The organism is Acinetobacter legionensis (genome assembly GCF_057165765.1).
Window position 1 is genome coordinate 866,151 of the sequence record NZ_CM169896.1, and the last position, 18,889, is coordinate 885,039.

At 38.2% G+C, this 18,889-nt stretch carries 19 protein-coding genes; 14 read left to right on the forward strand and 5 right to left on the reverse strand.

Features of this window, described 5'->3' with window-relative positions; all coding sequences use genetic code 11:
- The first annotated feature begins 21 nt into the window (after window positions 1-21).
- The 3 genes from AC2G3J_RS04135 (at window position 22) to AC2G3J_RS04145 (ending at window position 2,141) form a co-directional block, all read left to right on the forward strand.
- Window positions 22-255, forward strand: a complete 234-nt coding sequence (locus AC2G3J_RS04135; RefSeq protein WP_483770686.1) for a hypothetical protein — start codon at window positions 22-24, stop codon at window positions 253-255.
- Window positions 256-777: 522 nt separating this feature from the next.
- Window positions 778-1,035 carry a hypothetical protein gene (locus tag AC2G3J_RS04140; RefSeq protein WP_483770687.1) on the forward strand — a complete coding sequence of 86 codons (258 nt, stop codon included), beginning with the start codon at window positions 778-780 and terminating at the stop codon, window positions 1,033-1,035.
- Between the two features lie 425 nt (window positions 1,036-1,460).
- Window positions 1,461-2,141 (forward strand): superoxide dismutase, encoded by a 681-nt coding sequence (locus AC2G3J_RS04145; protein WP_336952001.1) that lies wholly within the window; start codon window positions 1,461-1,463, stop codon window positions 2,139-2,141.
- 668 nt (window positions 2,142-2,809) lie between these two features.
- Here the strand turns inward: AC2G3J_RS04145 and AC2G3J_RS04150 are convergent.
- Complete coding sequence (locus tag AC2G3J_RS04150) at window positions 2,810-3,619, reverse strand: IclR family transcriptional regulator domain-containing protein (protein WP_336952000.1); 810 nt, start codon at window positions 3,617-3,619, stop codon at window positions 2,810-2,812.
- A gap of 137 nt (window positions 3,620-3,756) precedes the next feature.
- Here AC2G3J_RS04150 and pobA point away from each other — a divergent pair, with 137 nt between their 5' ends.
- Complete coding sequence (gene pobA, locus AC2G3J_RS04155) at window positions 3,757-4,989, forward strand: 4-hydroxybenzoate 3-monooxygenase (RefSeq protein WP_419820095.1); 1,233 nt, start codon at window positions 3,757-3,759, stop codon at window positions 4,987-4,989.
- Between the two features lie 109 nt (window positions 4,990-5,098).
- Here pobA and AC2G3J_RS04160 read toward each other — a convergent pair whose 3' ends face one another.
- Genes AC2G3J_RS04160 through AC2G3J_RS04170 form a run of 3 tightly spaced genes read right to left on the reverse strand, consistent with a single transcriptional unit; the run spans window position 5,099 to window position 6,575 of the window.
- On the reverse strand, window positions 5,099-5,575 hold the full coding sequence (locus AC2G3J_RS04160; RefSeq protein WP_419329143.1) for a hypothetical protein: 477 nt from the start codon (window positions 5,573-5,575) through the stop codon (window positions 5,099-5,101).
- A 9-nt stretch (window positions 5,576-5,584) separates the two neighbouring features.
- The gene (locus AC2G3J_RS04165) at window positions 5,585-5,884 is read right to left on the reverse strand and encodes a DUF1330 domain-containing protein (RefSeq protein WP_333668123.1); all 300 of its coding nucleotides are present in this window, start codon (window positions 5,882-5,884) and stop codon (window positions 5,585-5,587) included.
- A gap of 28 nt (window positions 5,885-5,912) precedes the next feature.
- Window positions 5,913-6,575 carry a GntR family transcriptional regulator gene (locus tag AC2G3J_RS04170; protein ID WP_004817253.1) on the reverse strand — a complete coding sequence of 221 codons (663 nt, stop codon included), beginning with the start codon at window positions 6,573-6,575 and terminating at the stop codon, window positions 5,913-5,915.
- A 154-nt stretch (window positions 6,576-6,729) separates the two neighbouring features.
- Here AC2G3J_RS04170 and AC2G3J_RS04175 point away from each other — a divergent pair, with 154 nt between their 5' ends.
- From AC2G3J_RS04175 to AC2G3J_RS04215, 9 genes are all read left to right on the forward strand, one after another.
- Complete coding sequence (locus tag AC2G3J_RS04175) at window positions 6,730-7,332, forward strand: amino acid synthesis family protein (RefSeq protein ID WP_419329142.1); 603 nt, start codon at window positions 6,730-6,732, stop codon at window positions 7,330-7,332.
- On the forward strand, window positions 7,301-8,092 hold the full coding sequence (locus AC2G3J_RS04180; protein WP_419329140.1) for an alpha/beta fold hydrolase: 792 nt from the start codon (window positions 7,301-7,303) through the stop codon (window positions 8,090-8,092). Before AC2G3J_RS04175 ends, AC2G3J_RS04180 begins: the two co-directional genes overlap by 32 nt.
- 24 nt (window positions 8,093-8,116) lie before the next feature.
- Entirely contained in the window at window positions 8,117-9,049 is a 933-nt protein-coding gene (gene tgnA, locus AC2G3J_RS04185; RefSeq protein WP_419329138.1) for a flavin-dependent trigonelline monooxygenase reductase component, read from the forward strand.
- Between the two features lie 2 nt (window positions 9,050-9,051).
- Window positions 9,052-10,089 carry a flavin-dependent trigonelline monooxygenase oxygenase component gene (tgnB, locus tag AC2G3J_RS04190; RefSeq protein ID WP_419285300.1) on the forward strand — a complete coding sequence of 346 codons (1,038 nt, stop codon included), beginning with the start codon at window positions 9,052-9,054 and terminating at the stop codon, window positions 10,087-10,089.
- Window positions 10,090-10,100: 11 nt separating this feature from the next.
- Complete coding sequence (tgnC, locus tag AC2G3J_RS04195) at window positions 10,101-11,570, forward strand: (Z)-2-((N-methylformamido)methylene)-5-hydroxybutyrolactone dehydrogenase (RefSeq protein WP_419329137.1); 1,470 nt, start codon at window positions 10,101-10,103, stop codon at window positions 11,568-11,570.
- A gap of 307 nt (window positions 11,571-11,877) precedes the next feature.
- Window positions 11,878-13,278 (forward strand): purine-cytosine permease family protein, encoded by a 1,401-nt coding sequence (locus AC2G3J_RS04200; protein ID WP_483770688.1) that lies wholly within the window; start codon window positions 11,878-11,880, stop codon window positions 13,276-13,278.
- A complete protein-coding gene (locus tag AC2G3J_RS04205) occupies window positions 13,265-14,437 on the forward strand; it encodes a hypothetical protein (RefSeq protein WP_483770689.1) in 1,173 nt (390 codons plus the stop codon). The genes AC2G3J_RS04200 and AC2G3J_RS04205 overlap by 14 nt, the downstream gene beginning before the upstream one ends.
- A 145-nt stretch (window positions 14,438-14,582) precedes the next feature.
- Window positions 14,583-16,040: an NAD-dependent succinate-semialdehyde dehydrogenase gene (locus tag AC2G3J_RS04210; protein ID WP_483770690.1), complete on the forward strand. Its 1,458-nt coding sequence runs from the start codon at window positions 14,583-14,585 to the stop codon at window positions 16,038-16,040.
- Window positions 16,037-16,426, forward strand: a complete 390-nt coding sequence (locus AC2G3J_RS04215; RefSeq protein WP_096734946.1) for a carboxymuconolactone decarboxylase family protein — start codon at window positions 16,037-16,039, stop codon at window positions 16,424-16,426. The genes AC2G3J_RS04210 and AC2G3J_RS04215 overlap by 4 nt, the downstream gene beginning before the upstream one ends.
- A gap of 198 nt (window positions 16,427-16,624) precedes the next feature.
- Here the strand turns inward: AC2G3J_RS04215 and dsdC are convergent, their stop codons facing one another.
- Window positions 16,625-17,545: a DNA-binding transcriptional regulator DsdC gene (dsdC, locus tag AC2G3J_RS04220; protein ID WP_483770691.1), complete on the reverse strand. Its 921-nt coding sequence runs from the start codon at window positions 17,543-17,545 to the stop codon at window positions 16,625-16,627.
- Between the two features lie 373 nt (window positions 17,546-17,918).
- Between dsdC and AC2G3J_RS04225 the strand changes: the two genes are divergently transcribed.
- Entirely contained in the window at window positions 17,919-18,848 is a 930-nt protein-coding gene (locus tag AC2G3J_RS04225; protein ID WP_483770692.1) for an OmpA family protein, read from the forward strand.
- The last annotated feature ends 41 nt before the right edge of the window (window positions 18,849-18,889 follow it).

An 18,889-nucleotide genomic window follows, 5' to 3' on the forward strand; every position in this document is an offset into this window, starting at 1 on the left:
TAAAATTTGAGTGTTGAAAAAATGAATAAAGAGCAACTCATCAAAGCTTTGGAAAAAGCAGAAAAAGAAATAAGCAGCCTTTGTTCTGAGAATGAGCAATTACTTGCGATCGTTATTGACTCCACACAACATGTTATAAATGCTCAGAATAGGGCAGAGAATTATCAGAACATGTTTGATGAGTTGGTTTACCTTATTAAAAGAAAATATGATGCTGATTTTAAAATTGAAGATATTCCCAGATTGTTGGATTAGTAAATTATTTTAAGAGATAATTAAATTAATTTATATTTTTTTGTTTAATCGAGTAAAATATGAGTTTTTTAAAATAATAGATATAAGTTTAATATTAAAAAATGTAAATAAATCATGTAATTTAATGCACTAAATAAAAACAGGAATTTTTAGGATTTGGATTTATCTAATTTTTATTGGATATTTACCTAATAAATATTTAACAAACTAAACCGCTCTTTATTTATGAACAAATTTATTGAAATTTAACCTCTCAATACGCTCATAAGTAAATTTTTTATGTACTTTATTCAGAAATGGTTTCTAAAAAATGTATTTAAATTTAAATAAAATTGAAATAATTTTGTTTAGTCTATATTATTAAAGTTAAGAAAAACGCTTTGTTAAGTTTATATACCCATCTTTCCCCAAAGCATGGGTATTTTTTTCTAATATATATTTTATAAGTATTTATTTGGCACTCATAAATTCTTCTTGATGTCATCTGGATATAGATTGTATTTGATTAGATGAGATAAAGTTATGATCATAATTCCGGCCTATGAGGCAAAGAAAATCTCAGATTCATCTCAGGATGATTCTCTATATCAACTTAAAAGTAACTTGATCAATAATATTATAGCCAATGCTGGTCGTGGAGAAAAATTTGCTAATGAATATATTGCAAGTGGTATTAGTTTATCTGAAATTGATGCTTTGACAAAAGAATTTAAAAGTGCAGGTTATAGCGTTAAGATCACACATATCGTTAATCAAAAAAATTTTTCAATTTCATGGTGAGAATTAAACTATTTATTTTAATACTCTAGGCAACGAGTAAAATAAAATCTGATAATATAGATTAGGCCAGATAAAGATTATTGAAGCTTAGATAAAAATATAGAATGTTGTAGGCCTCTGAGTATAGTTTAAAAAGGCGATTAGAAGGGAGTTTTCTACTAATTCATGAGATAAATTTAATAAGTTTTATATATGTTTAATTTTTCTTGATTCAAGCTCGAATTTTAGGCTTTTATAAACTAAATCTTTGCGTAAACATTACTTTAACATTGGTGAAAATACTTTCAAATAAAAAGCTTTCTTCAGGTGTTTTTTATGTTCTGATTTTTATACATATCTGAATAAGAAGGTTATTAAGATTTGACAATAAGAGCGAATACCTATAGCGTGTAAATGATTTGTATTATCATTTAAGTGGAAGTCTGATGAATAAAAGTTTAAAAACCTTAGTCGTTGCGGTAATCGCAGGGCTGAGTTTTTCTGCGAACGCTGAATTCAAGCAAGCACCATTACCTTATAGTGTTAATGCACTAGAGCCGGCAATTGATCAAACAACCATGGAGATCCATTTCGGCAAGCACCATAAAGCTTATGTTGATAATTTAAATGCACAAATTAAGAACTATCCTGCTTTAGATAAATTAAATATTGAAGCCATCCAAGCTCAAATTTCAAAGTATAACGCAGCAGTTCGCAACAATGGTGGTGGACATTTCAACCATGCTTTTTTCTGGGAAAGCTTAACCCCCGTATCCAAATCAGGAAAACCTTCAGTAGCATTGTTAAAACAAATTAATAATGACTTTGGCTCATTTGAAAATTTCCAGAAAAAATTTAATGAAGCTGCCACAGGACGTTTTGGCTCAGGCTGGGCTTGGTTGATTGTGACACCAGAAGGTAAGCTGGATGTAAGCTCTACCCCAAATCAAGATAATCCACTAATGGATATTGCTGAAGTCAAAGGCAAGCCTTTACTTGGTTTGGATGTTTGGGAACATGCGTATTATTTAAAATATCAAAATCGCAGAGCTGACTATACCAAAGCATTTTGGTCAGTTGTGAATTGGCAGAAAGTTAGTGACCGTTATGCGCAGGCGATTAAATAGTATCTGATTTTTAAAAAGCACCTTCGGGTGTTTTTTCAATTATGAATGCTTGAGGCTTGATGATGTGAGTTTATAGGCACTATCAAGCTTAGATGAATCCGCCTAAGAACACCCTCAGTGCACTATGATAAAGCGAATGATGAGTATATTGGTCAAAAGAGTAAGACTATAAATATGCGCAAACTACTAAAAATTGGTGTGGTAGCCGTTTTAACAATAGCGCTACTCATAACTATAGGATGTACGGGTACTATACTAAAAGCATTTTAAAATATTGTTCCTAAAACTCAAGCACCTAAAGAACCATTGCGTAAATTGAATCTTAATCCACAACATACTTATAAAATTCACCCCACTTTAAAAAATCCACATGGAGATTTTCAAAAAGTGCTTTAGACAGCTCAATTGAATGTGTAAAACTTAGCATGTGTGAAGATTCATCCTTTATCGGGAGCAGTTACCACTATAAACAGTAATGAATATTTTTGAATTAACTCAAGTTTCAGAAAATAAATATGATAATAATACGGTGAATGATTTTGGTAGAATAGGTCGAATTGAACCATTGTTCCCTAATCTGCTGCCTTTTTACATAAAAGCCAGCTATTTCTAAAATAAAAAAGGTATTTAGTAATTTCGGTATTCATAAAAAAGTTTTTGGAATAATTTTAAACCATACTTCTCAATTCATAAGCTGTATTTCTTAGTAATGGTAAGACCTGCTGAATCAGTTGTTCTTCAGTGACCCGATATGTTTGTGCAATACAGTTTAATGCAGCGACTGCTTTGCCTTGTGCATTTAATACGGGGACTGCAATGGCAATAACCCCTAATTCATGTTGTTCTTTTGATAAACAATAATCTTGTTTTTGAATTTCTGCCAATACTTGGTAAAACTGAGCTTCATCTTGAATGGTATAAGCGGTGAGGCGTTTCAAACTATAGTTATTTACCCAGTGTTTTTGTTCTTCTAAATTTAATGCTGCCAATAAAACCTTGCCTGTTGAAGTTGCATGTGCAGGCAAACGATTGCCCAAATGCATCCCATAAGGGCTTAAGCGCAAATTATCGTGTTGAGGTAAGTAGCTTCGGGCAATCGGAACGACTTCATGTTCATCTAAAACTACCAGTGAAAAAGTTAGACTGGTTTGTGCGCTTAACAGATTGAGAATAGGTTGCACAACTTTAGGCAAATGTGCAGAACTTAAATAGGAGCTCGATAAGCGTAATACTTTGTGAGTTAACCAAAAATAGTGGTCATCAGTTTCTAAATAACCTAAATATTTTAAAGTTCGTAAATATCTTCGTGCCGCTGTACGGCTCAATCCAGTGCGTTCTGCAATTTGGGTCGAATTGAGTTTTTGGCGATCAACCCCAAAGGCTTCAAGTAAACTTAGTCCTTTGGCCAGTCCAGCGATGTAATCATCTTGCTTAATGGTTTCACCTGAAACTTCGTTCTCAATTAAATCGTATCTCATCGTTCATCCCTTCCCGATTATGATTTTATGGCCGATATACGGTCATTATTGCCACTATACGGTGATTATCCAGTTTTCACCATATCAAAAATAGATCAAAAAAATTAATTTAATGGTCAGGATATGGAGAAAATGTTATGGAAAATTTAACCACACAAGTTGCGATTATTGGTTCAGGCCCAGCCGGTCTATTGCTTGGACAGCTGTTGTTTAAAGCGGGTATCTCGCATGTGCTCATTGAGCAACGTAGTGCTGAATATGTAGCTGCACGTATTCGAGCAGGGATACTTGAACAAGTATCGGTTGATTTATTGAAGCAAGCGGGTGTGGATGAAAATCTCAAGAAGTTTGGCTTAGCGCATGATGGTATTGAAATTTTAACCAATGGCTTGAAACATCGTGTGGATTTATCTGAGTTAACTCAGGGTAAACAAGTTACGGTTTATGGACAAACGGAAGTCACAAAAGATTTAATGCATGCACGTGAAGCGGCAGGTTTATGCACTTACTATGAAGCTGAGCATGTGCAAATTCATGATTTTGAGCAAAACCCGTATGTTAGCTTTCAGCAAAATGGTCAATCCTACCAGCTTAGATGTGATTTTATTGCAGGCTGTGATGGCTATCATGGGATCTGTCGTGCAAGTGTGCCACAAGATAAAATCAAAACTTTTGAAAAGATTTATCCATTCGGTTGGTTGGGGGTACTTGCAGATGTTCCACCTGTTTCAGATGAGTTGATCTATGTGCAGTCAGAGCGTGGTTTTGCTTTATGTAGTATGCGTTCAAAAACCCGTAGCCGATATTATTTGCAAGTTCCTGTGACAGATCATGTTGATGAATGGTCTGACGAACGATTTTGGGATGAATTAAAAAATCGCCTTGATGAAGAAAGTCGTAAAAATTTAGTTACAGGCACTTCAATTGAAAAAAGTATCGCACCTTTACGCAGTTTTGTGACTGAGCCGATGCGATTTGGCAAACTATTTCTAGCTGGTGATGCGGCGCATATCGTTCCGCCAACAGGAGCAAAAGGTTTAAATTTAGCTGCATCTGATATCGCTTATTTGTCAAATGCCTTTATTGAATTTTATCTCAATGGTTCAGAACAAGGCATCGAGGAATATTCTGAAAAATGCTTAAAACGTGTGTGGAAAGCAGAACGTTTTTCATGGTGGATGACGCATTTATTGCATCGTTTTGAAACGGAAAGTGAGTTTGATCATAAAATTAAGCAGGCTGAATTGAGTTATATTTTAGACTCACATGCGGGTTTAACTACATTGGCTGAAAACTATGTGGGTTTACCTTATGAAATTAAAACGCTTAATGAGATAAAGGGGCACTATTCAGACTTGGTTAGTTATTAATTTTGAAAAATAGAAAGTTACCTATTTTGAGCAAGGTTTTAAATCTTGATTAAAGATGGTGGCTTTCTTTTTTCAGGGGCTATGTCAGATCAAGCCGAAACTAATACAATTAAGGGCATAGTCCATATTTTCGCTTCCCATTGCTTGGGATGCCTAGCTGCAAGAACTCTAAATGATCTCCGTCAAAAGCGACTGTCCAGACAACGCCATCTATATAGTAATTGTCAACTTCTGGCATTTTGCGTTTTGGTGTGCCAAGCTTCTTTTCAATAACTTCTCTGCTGTCATTTGCTTTGAGCTCATAGGGGAGTAAGCCTGAATAAAGCCCGTTTTTCTTTTCATCTCCAAATAGTCGTATTTCAAGCTGGCTAAATATAAAGGTTCCCTCACTTTTGGGTGTGATTCCGCTTGCTCCGGCATCAATATCAAAAGACATCGAAAGCCCTTGTCCGTGGATTGGAATAATGGTGTCTAATGCGCGACCGATTTTTGGTCGGTTGTTTACATCATGCTGAGTCAAGAAGTCGTTAAATTCAGCATAGACACTGCTATGACCTAGGAATTTTATCAGTTCTAATAAACACATTTTTGACCTTTATAAATCCAGCGATTTTAAGCTTTCCACAATACTAATCATGACATCGGCACAATCTTGACGAGCAAGCCTTGCTTTAGCGTATTCTTCTGAATGATAACAAGCTTGTGCTGTTTCTAAATCAGCAAATTCAATAATGACATGACGTTCATAAGATTTTCCTTCCATGCAAATAGAATTTCCACCTCTCGCAAGAAATTTTGCATTATATTTTTCAAACGCTAAGGGGGCTAAAGCCATGTATTGTTTATATTGTTCTAAATTATGAATGGTAACGTGCGCAATCCAGTATGCAGACATGGCTTTAATCCTTTAATTTCTTAAACCTTTATGTATTTAAAATATTCTTTGCAATCGAAGCAGCTTCAGCAATATGGGCAGCAACAGCTTGTTTGGCTTTTTCAGCATCTTGGTCTAAATAAATTGCTTCGCATATATTTTTGATTCGTTGAAAACCTGAAACTTCGCGTTTAGTTGAATTCATTGTCATTGCGCGAAGTCGACTAATACGACCATTTAAGCGTTGTACCACTTCCAAGGCGATATGATGTTTTGCTGTGGTAAAAATCGTTTCATAGAGTTTTGATGAGACTGAAATAATCAAATTAATGTCGTCTATAGCAAAAGCGTGTTCAAGCTCTATCACTAAAGCTTTTAAAGTTTCGGTGGTTTGCGGGGTGAGATTTCGAGTGCAATCTGCAACTGCACTCTGTTCAAGTAATAGTCGAATTTCATAAATTTGTGATGCAATTTCCCAGTTCAGCAAAGAAACAATTGGCCCTTTATTTGGCAAAATCTCAACCAAGCCTTCAGCTTCTAAATAACGAATGACCTCCCGTACAACAGAGCGACTCACACCCAGTTCTTCACATAAGCTTCTTTCAACCAGTCTTTTTCCAGAAGGAAAATAGCCAGTAATGATGGCATTGCGAACTTTGTCTAAACATAGCTCACGCAAGGTCACGGGTGGATTTTCAATTTTAAGATTCATAGAGGTTTAATCATTCCTGATTTTGCGAATACACAATTTTGTTACAAGTTCCTTGCTTAAAAAATAGCATAGCAAACTATTGCATTTTTTGCATTATATATTATGGTATACCATAATACGGACTGCAAAATTAATTAACCAGCAAGGAAAAACAATGAATCTGATACGTAAAACGGTGCTTCATGTCGAAACCACATATATCGATGGTGCTAAGGATGCACCTATACCCTTAAAAATGGTTGCAGCAGCAGCTGTGATTCAAAACCCGTGGGCAGGGCAAGGTTATGTTGAAAATCTTTCCCCAGAAATTCGTCGTATTGCACCAGTACTGAGTGAGCATTTAACCAAGCTTATTTTGGATGAAGTCGGTTCTGGTGAAGCAGTACAAGCATTTGGTAAGAGTGCAGTGGTGGGTTTGAACGGTGAGATTGAACATGCATCAGCCCTAATTCATACCCTACATTTTGGAAATACTTACCGTAGTGCGGTCGGGGCAAAATCATATCTTGCATTTAACAACACCCGTGGCCCTGCAAATGCACCGATTTTAATTCCAATGATGGATAAAAATGATGAAGGGCGCCGTTCTCATTATTTAACCTTACAGTTTGCTATTCCAGATGCGCCAGCTGCTGATGAGTTAGTCATTGTGATTGGTGCTGCAACAGGTGGTCGTCCACATCATCGTATTGGGGATCGTTATCAAGATTTGGAAGAGTTAGGTCATGATCTCAAAAACCCTGCAGCTGTCAAATAATCGCCTTGCTCACTATTTTGAGCAGGGTCAAGGAGAACCTTTAGTTCTGATTCATGGTGTTGGAATGCAAGCCGAGGCATGGTATCCGCAAATTGAGTTCTTCTCAAAAGCTTATCGCGTGATCTCAGTGGATATGCCCGGGCATGGGAAAAGTACAAAGTTAGCCCATGATGCATCGTTACAAGCCTTTGTGGATTGGATGATTGAGTTTCTGACAAAACTGGATATTGGTGCTGTCAATTTGGCTGGGCATTCAATGGGTTCACTGATTACAACAGGTGTAAGTGCAACTTGTCCAAATCTGGTGAAACGTATGGCGGTATTGAATGGTGTTTATAAACGTTCAGAAAAAGCCAAGAATGCAGTGCTTTACCGCGCTGAAGCGATAAAAGCAGGTCAGCTTGATATAGAAACACCACTACAACGTTGGTTTGGTGACAGTGAGGCAGAGCGCCAAGCTGCATTAAAAGTGAAATCGTGGTTACAGCAAGTAGATCTGTCAGGCTATGCAACTGCTTATTCCGCCTTTGCTCGAGGTGATTCAATTTATGCCAATGACTGGTCAAAAATCACCTGTCCAGCTTTGATTCTCACGGGGACTGGTGATCCTAACTCTACAGCAGAAATGGCAATACAGATGGCCAGCCAAGCTCAAAATGCCAAGGCTATTGTGATTGAAAATGAAAGACATATGGTGAATTTAACTGCACCAGATAAAGTGAATAATGCAATGCAAGCATGGTTGGAAACCAGCGTCTAAATTGCTTGATAAAGGAATATAGCAATGAGTGAAATGGATACAATAAATAAAATACGGGAACTACGTGATGCTTTTGGGTCATTTATGACAGGCGTGACCATAGTGACCACCTGTAAGGACGATGGAACACCATTAGGTTTTACAGCGAACTCTTTTGCTTCGGTGTCTTTGGACCCAGCTTTGCTTTTGGTTAGCATTGCTAAGACATCGAGCAATTATGATTATTTTGCACAGGCAACACATTTTGCCATCAATATTTTGGCAGAAGAACAAAAGGATATTTCCAATACTTTTGCTCGACCAAGTGATGATCGTTTTGCAAATTTGGATTGGCGCAAAAGCGATTGCCAAAATCCGATTATTGACCAAGTGAGTGCATGGTTTGACTGTACCACTTACCAAGTTGTTGATGCAGGAGATCATGCTGTATTGATCGGTAAGGTAGAAGGTTTTACTTCAACAGGTTTTGCCGGACTGGGGTATTACCGTGGTGCTTATTTTACCCCCGCTAAATCTTCAACGGATGTGATCTCTGGCATGAAGGTTATGATGATGGCATTAATCGGTCATGAAAACCAAATCTTGCTTGAGCAAACCTCGCAGCAAAAATGGACATTGCCACATTTGCTTGTAGATAAAGACGGTGCAGAAAAAACGCTGGAGAAAATCTTTGCGGTTTACCAGCCTGAAGCTTCGCCAAGCTTTATTTATTCTGTCTACGACGATATCACCACACAACAACAATATATTGCTTTTTTATGTAATACCCCCATTCCTGAAGCCCACAAAGGTCAATTTGTGGATTTAAATGACCTTGAGCAACTCACTTTTGTCGATAGTGCTTTGGAAAGTATGTTAATGCGCTATCGCAAAGAAAATCATCTTAAAACTTATGGTGTTTATTACGGGAATCAAACCACTGGAACGGTTCGTCAAATTGTTAAAGAGGAAGTTTAACTATGCGTTTTTCATTATTTGTACACATGGAACGTGTTTCTGATCAAGAAACACATAAGCAACTTTATGATGAAATGATAGAGCTTTGCCAAATTGCTGATCGGGGCGGAATGCATGCGATTTGGATGGGTGAACATCATGCAATGAATTTTACCATTGCACCCAATCCATTTATTAATTTGGTTGATCTTGCCAACAAGACTCAAAATGTTCGCTTAGGCACAGGTACCGTAGTTGCGCCGTTTTGGCATCCGATAAAGTTGGCTGGTGAAGCTGCCATGGCAGACATCATTTGCAATGGTCGTTTAGATATTGGCATAGCGCGAGGCGCATATTCATTTGAATATGAGCGTATGGTACCGGGGATGGATGCATGGAGTGCAGGTCAGCGGTTACGCGAAATGATTCCTGCAATTAAAAACCTATGGAAAGGCGATTATGAGCATAAGGGGGAGTTTTGGCAGTTCCCGAAAACCACTGCTTCACCACAACCTTTACAACAGCCACATCCATCGATTTGGGTTGCTGCTCGTGATCCCAATAGCCATGAGTTTGCAGTACAAAATGGCTGTAATGTACAGGTTACACCTTTGCACTTAGGTGATGAGGAAGTCGAAAAGTTGATGGGGCATTTCAATACGGCTTGTGAAAAGTTTGCTGATGTAGCTCGTCCTGAAATTATGTTACTACGGCATACCTACGTTGCTGACAGTGAGCAAGATGCACAGCTTGCAGCAGATGAAATGAATACATTCTATAATTATTTTGGGGCGTGGTTTAAAAATGAGCGGGAAATTACCCAAGGGCTTATTGCACCACTGAGTCAAGAAGAAATCGCACAACATCCATTTTATACAGCTGAAGCCATGCGTAAAAATAACGTCATTGGTCAGGCACAGGAAGTCATTGATCGTCTGAAAGTCTATGAGGCGATGGGGTATAACGAATATTCCTTCTGGATCGATACAGGAATGAGCTTTGAACGTAAAAAAGCCTCATTAGAACGTATGATTAATGAAGTGATGCCAGCATTTGCATAGGAGAGAAGAGTATGGCTTCTCCATTTCAGTTATATATTAATGGTCAATTTGAGAATGGTGCTGCGCAATTTGACAGTATCAATCCAGCAACTGGGCAGGTTTGGGCAAAAATGCCAGAAGCTCGAACAGCTGAGGTTAATCGTGCGGTTTCTGCGGCATCTCAGGCTTTACAAAACGCGGCATGGTCAGGTTTAACCGCTTCGCAACGTGGAAAATTGCTTTATAAACTTGCGGATTTGATAGAAAAAGCTGCACCGCAACTGGCACAGTATGAAACGTATGACACTGGTAAAATCATTCGTGAAACCTCAAGCCAAATTGCTTATGTGGCTGAATATTATCGTTATTACGCAGGTATTGCAGACAAGCTAGAAGGTCGCTATTTACCGATTGATAAGCAAGACATGCAAGCTTGGACTATTCGTGAACCTGTGGGTGTAGTCGCTGCGATTGTGCCATGGAACAGTCAATTATTTTTATCCGCTGTCAAAGTCGGTCCTGCTTTAGCAGCAGGCTGTACGGTTGTGTTAAAAGCCTCAGAGCAAGGGCCTGCACCATTACTGGCATTTGCTCGCTTGGTTCATGACGCTGGTTTTCCAGCAGGTGTCGTGAATGTGATTACGGGTTTTGCAACTGAATGTGGAGCGGTTTTAACGCGTCATCCTGAGGTTGCGCATGTGGCATTTACTGGTGGTCCTGAAACAGCACAACATATCGTACGTAATTCCGCCGAAAACCTTGCCAAAGTATCGCTTGAACTGGGTGGAAAATCGCCATTTATTGTTTTTGCAGATGCTGATTTACAAAGTGCTGTAAATGCCCAAGTCGCTGCGATTTTTGCCGCAACGGGGCAAAGTTGTGTTGCAGGTTCACGCTTACTGATCGAAGAAAGTATTAAAGATGAGTTTCTTCAACGTTTGGTTGAGCGGGTTCAACGGATCAAAATTGGTTTGCCGGATGATATGGCAACGGAATTTGGTCCACTGTGTACTTTAGCTCAACGCCAGAAGATTGAGCAAGTGGTGGCAAGTTCAATTCAGCAGGGTGCACAACTACTCACAGGTGGACAAGCCATTGATCGTGCAGGTTATTACTATCCACCTACGATTCTAGATTGTAGTGATGCTCCGCAGGCCGATTGTGTCATGACTGAATTGTTTGGCCCTGTATTGTCGGTGGTTAGTTTTTGCACTGAAGCGGAAGCAATTCAAACAGCCAATCATACTGCGTATGGACTTGCCGCTGGGATATTTACCCATAACTTAAGTCGTGCTCATCGGATGACCAAAGCGATGCGGTCAGGCATTGTTTGGTTGAATACTTATCGGGCAGTTTCACCACTCGCACCCTTTGGTGGTCATGGTTTATCTGGTCATGGTCGTGAAGGTGGTTTTGAGGCGGTATTCGATTACACCACGACAAAAACCGTTTGGTTACGTACTTCAGATGAACCTATTGATGATCCTTTTGTGATGCGATAAATCTTAAAAGGTCTGATTTAGAAATTTTAAATTCAAGGATGAAAATATATGCACAACACTGAAATCCCATAAATTTTACTGCGGTTTAAAAATACCTTTTGTTGAGCTTTTAAAAGCCTCAACTGGAGCATTTTTATCTTTTTTTAATGATTGATTAAAACTGCTGAAAATCAATGTACAGAATAAGAGCAATAAAGGTCAGGTCATCTCGCTATGGTTCTGACAAGGCAGGTTGTGAAACCTAGGTTTATGCTCACAAATAAATTGATATTGAGGAAAATGAATTCCTCAAAGAGAGATTAAGGATATGAATCAAAATGAAAAAAATGCTTTTGTGATAGAAAGCCATTCAATTGACTATGTCGATCCATCAGAACGCCATGGAAAAGTTCGGGATCTTTTTACCCTGTGGTTTTGTACCAATATCGCACCCTTAGCGGTGATTACCGGTGCAATGTCAATGTTAACGTTTAATCTGAATTTGGTCAGCGCTTTAATTGCAATTTGTGCTGGGCATTTCTTTGGGGCCGTAATTTTGGCATTGACTTCAGCTCAAGGACCACAAGTGGGTATTCCGCAAATGATCCAGAGCCGCGCACAGTTTGGGCGTTATGGTGCATTGTTGGTTGTATTATTTACCACCCTGATTTATTTGGGGTTCTTTATTTCAAATATTATTTTATCTGGCAAAACTTTACATACCGTTGTACCTGCAATACCTGTACCGATAGCCACGGTGATTGGGGCAATTGCTGCAACCACGATTGGTATAGTGGGTTATCACCTTATTCATAAGTTCAATAAGATTGGCACGTGGTTTATGGGAGGCGCATTATTAATTGGTCTGATGATTATGCTTCCACACATCAATGCAGATGTCTTGGCAAAAGGTGCTTTTAATATGAAAGGCTGGTTTGCCATGTTTGGTTTATGCGCTGTTTGGCAAATTAGTTTTTCACCCTACACCTCAGATTATTCAAGATATCTACCTAAAAGTATTGGGATTTTTAAGCCTTTTATTTTTACCTATTGGGGCGCATCTCTAGGAACGATTTTTGCCATGGTATTTGGCACAGTGGCAGTCAGTATCGGTTCTACTACAGATGCAATGGAAGCGGTCAAATCGGGGACAGGATTGTTTGGCTATGCACTGATGATTTTATTCCTCTGTAATATTATTGGTCACAATGCCATGAATTTATATGGTGCGGTCTTATCTTGTATTACATCGATTCAAACCTTTGCCGGTCAATGGATACCAAGTAAAAATATTCGTGTGGCTTTATCTATTGTGGTACTTGTTCTCGCTACATTTACTGCGCTTTGGGCATCTAGTAACTTTATTAGTTTCTTCCTCAATGTGGTTTTTGCCTTGCTATTTATCTTGGTGCCGTGGGTATCGATTAACTTGTTGGATTTCTATGTGGTGAATAAGAAATCCTATGATATTCACTCTATTTTTGCTCAAGATGGTGGCATTTACGGCAAGTTTAATGCAAAAGCTTTAACCGCCTATTTTATTGGGATTGCAATTCAAATCCCATTCCTGACCAATGCATTTTTTACAGGACCTTTCGCCAATGTTATTCCAAATGTTGATGTGTCATGGGTGATAGGTTTAGTGGTTAGTTTTGTTGTGTATTACCTATTTAATCTTGGAAAGATTAAAGGGGGATTAGAAAGGAATCTGCAAAATGAAAAAAAATAATTTACAACTGATCGTTGCTTCAATTCTCGTTGCTTTTATTTCGCCATGTTATGCAGGAATCAGTTTTGGTGATCGTAATAGTGAAACTGGTCAGCTCACGGTATCGGGTTATGTGCGAGGTAATTACCAACTTAAGCAGTATGGTGAAAATGCCGATGATCAAAAAATTCGTTTTGATGCAGCACAACTCAAACTAGATTATGCGCGTGGTGATCTGTTTGGGCATGCTGAGTATAGATGTTATCAATATGAACGGCTGTGTGACTTTTCGACCATGATTGATGCTTATGTGGGATACCGTCTCAATAAAACCGATCAGCTTGTAGTTGGGATGCAACCGATTCCATTTGGTCCAGGACGTTTCTGGGGCAATAGTCTATTTGGTAGTATCAATACCACTGCTGGGTTGGAAGATGTGCATAATGTTGGTGTGAATTATCATGCTGAATTGCCGACAGCAACCAAGTTTGATTTAGGTTATTTTGCTATAGATGGTGGTCATTATTCAGGAACATATACACCTAATTCAGGGCGTTATACTGCGAATTATGTGCGTTCAGATGATGAGTCACAAACCAATTTACAGGAAAAAAATATGTGGGTTGGGCGTATTACGCAGGATATACCTTTGGCTGTTGAGGGGCTGAATACACAGATCGGTGCATCATACTGGATCTCAGAAATTGACAATAAAAAGACCAATCAAACAGGTCGTCGTAAAGCGTGGTCAGTATTTAGCAAACTCAATTATGGTGCTTTAGGACTAACATTAACAGGAGGTGAAAATGACATCAGCAATAAAGATCTGATTCACCCTGATACCTCGTTGATGGGATCGTATGACAGTGAATATGCTGTTGCCAATAAAGCAACTTATTATACCGCTGACCTTGGGTATACCTTTAAAGATGTTCAACAGATTGGCAATATTACCCCTTATTTTATGCACAGCCGTTACAACAAAGATCTGTCAGGATCACAAGATTCTACGCGTAATATTTTAGGTGTCTCGATTGATCATAAACAGCTTTCTTTGCTTGCTGAATATATCGTGAGTAAAAATGATCCATTTATTGGTGGTAATTTTTCATCATTGGCGCAGGGTGATGATAACAAATGGAATAAGTTGTTGAATTTGACTTTATTCTATTATTTCTAAAACAAAGCAAATCACATTCGGGCAACCGAAAATTTTTTCACGATTCTTTTGGTATGCCATCATACAAGATGATGATAAATAGATCATTGATCAACTGATTTGATGATCTATTTCTCCTTACCAGAGTCTAACAAGGATAATTTGTATGCAACTTAATGCAATGCCACTTTTCCATCAACAGGCTTTCGTTGCTGGTCAATGGTGTGATGCCGATAGTCATCAAAGCGCTGATATTTATAACCCAGCAACACAAGAAATAATTGGAAGCGTGCCAAATATGGGCAAGGCAGAAGCTGAACGGGCGATTAAAGCTGCTGTTACAGGTTGGGCAGCGTGGAAAAACAAGACCGCAAAAGATCGTTCAATCATTTTAAAAAAATGGTTTGACCTGATGATTGAAAAGGCGGATGAGCTGGCATTTATTTTAACCAGTGAACAAGGCAAACCTTTAGCGGAGGCGAGAGGAGAAATTTTATATGCCGCCAGTTTTGTCGAGTGGTTTGCTGAAGAAGCGAAGCGTGTGTATGGCGATGTTATTCCAAGTCCTTATACCGATGCACGTATTGTTGTACAGAAACAAGCAATTGGTGTTGTCGCAGCAATTACGCCTTGGAATTTCCCAGCTGCAATGATTACCCGTAAAGTTGCACCAGCATTGGCAGCGGGTTGTCCGTGTATCGTGAAGCCCGCACCTGAAACGCCATTTACAGCTTTAGCTTTGGTGGATTTGGCCGTTCAGGCGGGAGTGCCTGCTGATATTTTCAGTGTGATTACTGGTGATGCAGTAAGTATTGGAGGTGCAATTTTTGAAAGTCATGAGGTGCGTAAGTTTACTTTTACCGGTTCTACCCCTGTGGGAAAGCTGCTTTATCAACGTTCAGCACAGACCTTAAAGAAAGTATCTCTTGAATTAGGGGGAAATGCGCCGTTTATTGTTTTTGATGATGCCGATTTAGATGCAGCGGTTGAAGGTGCACTGATTGCAAAGTATCGCAATGCAGGTCAAACCTGTGTTTGTGTCAATCGTTTTCTGGTACAAGCTGGGATTTATCACAAATTTATTGCTGGATTAAGTGAAAAGGTGAACGCTTTAAAAATTGGTAATGGTTTAGATCAAGGGATTGAAATTGGTCCCTTAATTAATAGCAATGCTGTTAAAAAAGTCGAAGCGCATGTTGCAGATGCATTAGCCAAATCGGCGCGTTTGGTTACAGGCGGTAAACGACATCATGCAGGCGAATTGTTTTATCAACCCACTATTATTGCTGATGCCAATGCAGACATGGATGTTGCCACACAAGAAACATTTGGTCCTCTTGCCGCCGTATTTAAATTTGAAACCGAACAACAAGCCCTAGATATGGCAAATGCCACGGAATTTGGTTTAGCTGCATATTGCTATACCAAAGATTTAGGACGGGCTTGGCGCATGAGTGAACAGCTTGAATATGGCATGGTTGGAATCAATAAGGGGCTCATCTCAAATGAAGTTGCTCCTTTTGGCGGAATGAAGCAGTCAGGTTTAGGCCGTGAGGGATCTAAATATGGAATTGAAGATTATCTTGAAATTAAATACACCTTATTCGGAGGATTAAATACATGAGCAATGACAAATTTGAAAAAGGCCTCGCAATTCGTAAACAAGTGTTGGGCGAGGCCTATGTAAATCACTCCATCAATAATGCCGATGATTTTAATTTACCTTTACAAGAGCTGGTTACGGAATATTGCTGGGGTGCTGTTTGGGGACGTGACGAACTGAGTAAGCCTGAACGCAGTTTAATTAATCTTGCGATGATTTCTGCACTTAATCGCCCACATGAGTTGAAACTACATGTTAAAGGTGCATTGAGAAATGGTTTATCTAAAACTCAAATTCGTGAAGTGCTTTTACAAGTTGCCATTTACTGTGGTGTACCTGCTGCAGTCGATAGTTTTCGTATTGCAAAAGAGGCAATTTTAGAATATGAACAAGAACGTAATGAATAAAACGTTATCGGTTATGCAAATGTCCTCTTCTCAGTGAATGTTATTTGTATAAAAAATCTATGTTTCGTCAGAGTGGATCAACGATATCTTTCTGACGATTTTTAAGTATGTGAATATAAAACCATTATAAAAGCAGAAAGTACTCGATTTATAAATGAGTACAGCATTGATTTGATTATGGTTTGTTAGCAAGTGATTTTAGTCCTGACTCATGGTTTGATTTTTGAGCCATAGACAAAAGGCCTCAATTTTTGGCCAGTGGCGATCTTTCAGTGAAGTGATATAGTAATGTTGCTCGCAGAGTAAAAACTGATCGGGGAATGGTGCGATTAGTTCGCCATTTTTAATGGCTTTTTCAACCAATCGTTTTCTCCCCATTGTCACTCCAAGGTTATTTTTGGCAGCAATAGAAGCGAGATCTGATCGGTTGAAGTAAAGCGCTGAAGGGGTATTAATATTGATATTAAAATGTACGGCCCAACTGTCCCATTCCCCCGTTCCAGTCTTATTGCACCATGCATGGCTGTCATGAAGTAAAGTACACTGGTTTAAATTCTGCCAATTGTCTACAAGGTTGAATTTTTCAGCATACTCAGGACTACATACAGGTAAAATATGTTCATCCATTAAGTATTGATAATTCAATTGCGGGCAGGGTTGGTTATCAAAATAAAGTGCTAAATCTATCCCTTCTCGTTGCAAATTAACATTTTCATTGCCAGTCAAAATGGACAATTCAATAAAAGGATAGCGCTGTATAAAGTCAGATAGTTTGGGAACCAACCAATTTTGTGTAATCGATGGCCTAGCATAAATCGTGAGTGGCCCAGATAAAGTTTGATTTTGGATGGCCTTAATTTCAGTATTGAGATGGCCTAAAGAAGACTGCAATGCCCAAAAAATGTGCTTGCCTTCAGCCGTGAGTTCAACTTTACGGTGTAAGCGTAAAAATAGTTTTATATTGAGTTCTTTCTCTAATAAATTGATTTGGTGGCTAACAGCACTAGGTGTTAAACATAACTCTTTTGCCGCTAATGAAAAAGACTCATGCCTTGCAGCTACTTCAAATGTATGAAGTTTAGATAATTGAAAACCTGTTAATGACTTATCTAAGTTCATCACTTTATTGCTCGCTGTCATATATTTTATAATTCATGTGAAATATTAAATAAAAATTTTAAAATAGATACTGCTTTCTAAATCAAAATATATTTAAAGATCAATATTTAACCTTATGTTTTTTCAGGTGAATTATTTTAACCCAAAGGCAAATTTTTATCATTTGACGTATTAACCCTAATTCATTATTTTTGCGTACCTTAAATATTAAACCGTGAAATATGTCACGAAAAAACGTGTTTTTAGGCAGCCTTACTGAAATTTAAAATATTGGTCTCGCTGTCTAAAAGGTTTTTATGTGCAACCTCTACGAAGCTTAAACGTTTCGTTGTAGAGGTTTTTTACTTTTAAATTCTGTAAGGAACAAATTTTAATGATGGTCACAAATAAAGGCTTGTTGGTCACAACACTACTCCTCAGCTCAATCTTGTCTGGATGTGCTGTAAAAGGTGGTAGTAATGGTACGGCTGTTGAAAAGTGGCATAACTTTGAAAATCAAAAAATTAATGAAAAAGTAAATAAAAATAAAGCAAATGTTGTTTTTGTTCGTGATGAGAAAATTGAGGGAAAAGCGGTAAATATTTTTGTAGGTGGAGAATATTTGACTTCATTGTTACCCAATGCTTATAAAGAGCTTGAAGTTTGTCCTGATAACCAAAAGTTGGTTGCAATTGAAACGGATGTCAAAGATCGCTATGCAACTAAAGAAAAAGGCGGGCAATACTATAATTTACCTCTCGAAAAAACCACCTATTTACGTGTGAGTCTGGATCAGAATGGGCAGACTTATTTCTTAGCAATGAATGAGGATGAAATTAAAAAAGCTCAGCAGCATTTAAAAGAACAAGTCCATACCTTGCCACGTGTTGATCGCGATTTAAAGTGTAAGCCTACCGTTAAAATGTTGAAGAAATTTACATTACAAGCTGGCGCTTTGTTTCAGTTTGATAAATCAGATGAAGCAAATATGTTAACTCAGGGTAAACAAGAAATTAAGGATGTTGCAGATGCCATTCGTAATGAAACAGCCGAAATTACCCATATAGATGTTATTGGTTATACAGATCCAGACGGTACGGAAAGTTATAACCAAGTGTTGTCAGCACATCGTGCGCAAAGTGTAAAAAATATGATGGTAAATTATGGTTTATCTGCTGATTTAATTGCTGCCGAAGGCCGTGGTAAAACAAATTTATTGATCACAGATTGTTCTGAAAAACACACTCAAAATCGTACTGCGCGTTTGGCATGTAATCAGCCCAATCGTCGAGTTGAGATCCTTCTTTATGGTACTCAGCCGTAATTACGCTTCATTTCAAAACTTAGTATTTTGATTCTATTAAT